The following is a 3,873-nucleotide window of genomic DNA, read 5'->3' on the forward strand; positions in this document are numbered from 1 at the left end:
GTCAGCCTGACGAAGTTATTCTTACTCAAAGCACAACTGATGGAATCAATATTGTAGCAAACGGTCTTTCTTTTAATGATAAATCCAATATTGTGATTCGTGGAATGACACATGAACACCATGCAAATTTTTATCCTTGGATTAAATTAAAATCTAAAGTCTCTGTAAAAAGTCTCCCTATAGATAATAATGGTTTTTTTAAGTTAGATGATTTACAATCACTTCTTGATGATAATACAAAATTAGTAGCTCTGAGTCATGCATTATACAATACTGGTTCCATTATACCTGTAGACACAATAGGAAAAATTCTTCATGGTAAAGTACCATTCTTTATAGACAGTGCACAAACTATTGGTTGTATAACAGATACTGATGTCTCTAAAATTAAATGTGATTTCATGTCATTTAATGGATCTAAATGGCTGTGTGGTCCGATGGGAACTGGTTTGTTTTATTGTAATCGAAAATCAAGTGAATTGTTAGAACCGATCACCATAGGTGGTGAATCTGCAATTATGTATGAAGATACTAATCTTGCTTTCAAGGAATTACCTGATAAATTCCAAACAGGTTTTTAGAAATTATGTTGGGATTGTAGGATTAGAATCATCTGCTAACTACTTGCTAAATTTTGGGATCAAAAATATTTACGAGAAAAATCAGTATCTGTCAAATATTTTAAGGGAAGAACTATCAAACATTCCAAATATTACTTTGTACGGCCCTGACGATCCAAACAAGAGAACCAGTATTGTATCCTTTAACATTAAGGGATTTGATTCACAAGAAATTGTAGATAAACTTGAAAAGCAAAATATTATTTTGGCTGTCAGAGAAATTATGGAAAAAAAGATTGTGCGTATCTCTCCCCACTTTTACAATAATGAACCTCAAATACTGCAAGTAATTGATGCAATAAAGAAACTATAGATTTTCTTGTTCTTCTATTACCATCATAGTCAGTGTAGATTGAACTTTGCTAATCTTTCTGACTTTGTTGGTGATAATTCCTCGAAGTTTTTCTGCATCATCAGATGACAATTTTAGTACAATGTCATATACTCCGTATACTCCTTGAACCTCAAATTTGATATTCTCATTAGCAAGTATTTGCTTTACTTCATTAATGATTGATTCATCTGATCCCAAGTCAGAATTTAGTAGAACATATGCAGTAGGCACATGAAAGTTTTTCAACAAACAGTATTTAACCTTTGATAGTTCAAAAATTGATTAATTACCAATACGTTCCTCTGATGTGAATCCAATAGATCTTACACTAACAATATCCAAATCAATTCCAAATTTTCCAGGATCCCCAAAACCACAATTCATTCTTTGGTCTGATATCAAAAGTGATGGGTATAACCTTGAGTTGTTATTCTTTAGTTCACATACTGGTACTCATATTGATGCACCATATCATTTTGTCAAAGATGGTCTAAAAATTCATCAAATTCCACTTGATAGACTCATGGGAAAAGGTATTCTCATAAAACTCAAAAAAACTAAGAACGAACCTATAACAAAATTAGATATTATTTCATTTGAAAAAAGAAATGGTAAAATTCCTGTCAATTCTTCTGTTTTCTTCTTTACTGAGTGGCAAAAAAATCTAAACAAAAACAACTACTTTACTGAAAATCCTGGATTAGCATTAACAGCTGCTAAATATCTTATATCAAAAAAGATTAATCTTGTTGGAATAGATTCTCCTAGCATAGATCTTGGAAAAGATGAATCATATAGTGTTCATCATATTTTATCAAAAAACAATATTTTGATAGTGGAAAATTTGTCAAACCTGAATAAAATTCCATCTAACAAATTTAATTTTACAGTTTTACCATTAAAGATTAAAGATGCAACAGGCTCGCCTGTAAGAGCAGTAGCATCATAATTTATGTCTGTTAAATTCGTAATACTAAAAATATAGAAAAGCATCTTAATTTGATATGAGTAAGCCTGGAAACATCTGGAGAAAGGTGCATGGAAAAATCACAAAAAAACCAACTAACTTCTCTTGGTTAATTGAAGAAAAATTAGCTGGTTCGGGTATTCCAACAAGTTTTGATGAATTTGAATGGCTTCTAAATCAAGGCGTAAAATCAATTGTAACTATGACTGAGAATGCTTTACCTAATAACTGGGTAGAAAATATCGATTATCTACATGTTCCTACTCCTGATCTTACAGCTCCTGATATGGACAAAATAGATTCAGCAGTAGATTTTATCCACGAACAAATAAAAAATGATCAAGCAGTAATGGTTCACTGTGCTGCTGGAATGGGAAGGGCGGGAACAATTCTTGCATGCTATTTTGTAAAATATGAAAAATTTTCAGCAGCTGATGCAATCAATAAAATTCGAATTGCAAGACCTGGTTCTATTCAATCAGAGGTACAGGAATTAGCTATTGGTTTTTATGAAAAACATGTAAAAAATTAGTTTAGATAAATTCTGAAACTAATTTACCATCTACAACTTTAATCTTCAAGGTTTTATTCTCTTGAAAAATTAAAGTTAATCCACCATCTGAATCAGGATCTTCTACTTTTACAAGTTCAGACATTTTGATTTGATCAAATTTTTCCATTCATATTCACCTATTCTGGTATTGATACAGTCTCGATCTTTCCATCTACTGCCTTGATGAACAAAAATCTGTTGTCTTTAAAGATAAAAGTAATTCCTTCTTCTTTATCTGGTTCTTCTACTTCAAGTACTGGTTGTCCTAAAAGACCATCGTATTTTGCCATGCAATTATTCCAAAAATGTTACTTATATCCCTAATTGATTGTGATCTCAATTTCATTGGAACTATTTTTAATATTTCCAGTTTCAGTATAATCGTGTTTTTGCCATGATGCAAATGCTTCAGCTCCTATCTTGTGTTTGCCTTTTCCCAAATCTGATGCTTTGAATACAAATTTCTCGTTAAAGTCAAATAATTCCTGTCTTACCTCTTCTTCGGAAAGTCTGATAAATGGTTCAAAATTTTTGGCAACCTGAACCCAAATCCTTCTATCTTTCATTGGATTGACAAGTTTTGGATTTCTTGTCCAAAAGATTGATGCCTTTCTGTAGGTGTCAATAGTTCTGCCTAGTTCCTTCTTCCTAAAACCCCCAGATGTCAATTTTATGCCATATTTCATTTTAAAGGAAACATCATTGTTGTTGTATGCTTTTGTCCAATTTGCCTCGTTAAAGGCATCTCTAATACCGCCTTCAACTGAAAATTGGACATTGATCTCAACATTTTCATCAGATGAGTACTCTTCCTTTGAATTTACTAGTTTAATCTCTGAAATCTTACTTTCTGCCATACTTCCTCTCATAATGATTTATATCCGCAATAAGTGCTTTTTCTGAATACATGAACGCTCAAGTAATCAGTTCTGAACCCAAAGAAATTAGTCTCTCAATCACAGAGACTGATATAGGAATTCTATACATTATTCAACACGAGCTTCTAAAAGCATCAAATATCGATTTTGCAGGAGTTATTGTAAAACACCCTCTTACCAATGAATGCTGGATGAGAATCAATTCAAGTACAAAACCATTGGGTGAAATTAAGAAAGCAACCGATTCAGCAATAAAGATGGCAGAAGAGTTCAAACAATTATTTAATTCCAAAATTCAGGTAAATTAGAATTGAAGTTTTGCCCCAAATGTGAGGTCAAATTAAAAAATGGTGATTCTGGCCTTCAATGTTCTATATGTGGTTATGTTGAAGGACAAAAAGTAAAACAGACAAAAAAAATCGCTGATGAAGAAGAACCAGATTTTTCTCTATTAGCATTTGAAGGAAATGAAGGTGAAGATACTAATCCTACAATCAAATTAGATTGTGAAAAATGTGGAC

Annotated in this window: 10 protein-coding genes; 6 read left to right on the forward strand and 4 right to left on the reverse strand. The window is 32.0% G+C overall.

The window, feature by feature from the left end; all coding sequences use genetic code 11:
* Together BD31_RS10885 and BD31_RS10890 are read left to right on the forward strand one after the other, a co-directional pair.
* Positions 1-581: aminotransferase class V-fold PLP-dependent enzyme (locus tag BD31_RS10885; protein WP_008298318.1), on the forward strand; the 581-nt coding region annotated here is incomplete at its 5' end.
* Positions 538-933: an aminotransferase class V-fold PLP-dependent enzyme gene (locus BD31_RS10890; RefSeq protein WP_250634640.1), complete on the forward strand. Its 396-nt coding sequence runs from the start codon at positions 538-540 to the stop codon at positions 931-933. The genes BD31_RS10885 and BD31_RS10890, both read left to right, overlap by 44 nt.
* Here the strand turns inward: BD31_RS10890 and BD31_RS02955 are convergent.
* Positions 928-1,185 carry an Lrp/AsnC ligand binding domain-containing protein gene (locus tag BD31_RS02955; RefSeq protein WP_008298309.1) on the reverse strand — a complete coding sequence of 86 codons (258 nt, stop codon included), beginning with the start codon at positions 1,183-1,185 and terminating at the stop codon, positions 928-930. The genes BD31_RS10890 and BD31_RS02955 overlap by 6 nt on opposite strands.
* A gap of 76 nt (positions 1,186-1,261) precedes the next feature.
* Here BD31_RS02955 and BD31_RS02960 point away from each other — a divergent pair, with 76 nt between their 5' ends.
* Entirely contained in the window at positions 1,262-1,903 is a 642-nt protein-coding gene (locus tag BD31_RS02960; RefSeq protein ID WP_008298314.1) for a cyclase family protein, read from the forward strand.
* A gap of 55 nt (positions 1,904-1,958) precedes the next feature.
* Positions 1,959-2,453: a dual specificity protein phosphatase 23 gene (locus tag BD31_RS02965; RefSeq protein ID WP_048097397.1), complete on the forward strand. Its 495-nt coding sequence runs from the start codon at positions 1,959-1,961 to the stop codon at positions 2,451-2,453.
* 1 nt (position 2,454) lies between these two features.
* Here the strand turns inward: BD31_RS02965 and BD31_RS10250 are convergent, their stop codons facing one another.
* Genes BD31_RS10250 through BD31_RS02970 form a run of 3 tightly spaced genes read right to left on the reverse strand, consistent with a single transcriptional unit; the run spans position 2,455 to position 3,331 of the window.
* Positions 2,455-2,601 carry a hypothetical protein gene (locus tag BD31_RS10250; RefSeq protein ID WP_008298322.1) on the reverse strand — a complete coding sequence of 49 codons (147 nt, stop codon included), beginning with the start codon at positions 2,599-2,601 and terminating at the stop codon, positions 2,455-2,457.
* 10 nt (positions 2,602-2,611) lie between these two features.
* Positions 2,612-2,764, reverse strand: a complete 153-nt coding sequence (locus BD31_RS10255) for a hypothetical protein (protein ID WP_008298315.1) — start codon at positions 2,762-2,764, stop codon at positions 2,612-2,614.
* A 30-nt stretch (positions 2,765-2,794) separates the two neighbouring features.
* Positions 2,795-3,331 carry a hypothetical protein gene (locus BD31_RS02970; RefSeq protein ID WP_008298311.1) on the reverse strand — a complete coding sequence of 179 codons (537 nt, stop codon included), beginning with the start codon at positions 3,329-3,331 and terminating at the stop codon, positions 2,795-2,797.
* Between the two features lie 50 nt (positions 3,332-3,381).
* Here BD31_RS02970 and BD31_RS02975 point away from each other — a divergent pair, with 50 nt between their 5' ends.
* Together BD31_RS02975 and BD31_RS02980 are read left to right on the forward strand one after the other, a co-directional pair.
* Positions 3,382-3,660, forward strand: a complete 279-nt coding sequence (locus BD31_RS02975) for an RpoL/Rpb11 RNA polymerase subunit family protein (RefSeq protein ID WP_008298316.1) — start codon at positions 3,382-3,384, stop codon at positions 3,658-3,660.
* A 2-nt stretch (positions 3,661-3,662) separates the two neighbouring features.
* On the forward strand, positions 3,663-3,873 hold a 211-nt coding region (locus tag BD31_RS02980; RefSeq protein WP_008298320.1), incomplete at its 3' end, for a hypothetical protein.

This window comes from Candidatus Nitrosopumilus salarius BD31, assembly GCF_000242875.2.
Taxonomy (GTDB): domain Archaea; phylum Thermoproteota; class Nitrososphaeria; order Nitrososphaerales; family Nitrosopumilaceae; genus Nitrosopumilus; species Nitrosopumilus salarius.

Excerpts from the sequence above, each read along its gene's own strand:
- BD31_RS02965 (WP_048097397.1), top strand. The coding sequence starts at position 1,959 with ATGAGTAAGCCTGGAAACATCTGGAGAAAGGTGCATGGAAAAATCACA.
- BD31_RS10250 (WP_008298322.1), bottom strand. The coding sequence starts at position 2,601 with ATGGAAAAATTTGATCAAATCAAAATGTCTGAACTTGTAAAAGTAGAA.
- BD31_RS10255 (WP_008298315.1), bottom strand. The coding sequence starts at position 2,764 with ATGGCAAAATACGATGGTCTTTTAGGACAACCAGTACTTGAAGTAGAA.
- BD31_RS02970 (WP_008298311.1), bottom strand. The coding sequence starts at position 3,331 with ATGGCAGAAAGTAAGATTTCAGAGATTAAACTAGTAAATTCAAAGGAA.
- BD31_RS02975 (WP_008298316.1), top strand. The coding sequence starts at position 3,382 with ATGAACGCTCAAGTAATCAGTTCTGAACCCAAAGAAATTAGTCTCTCA.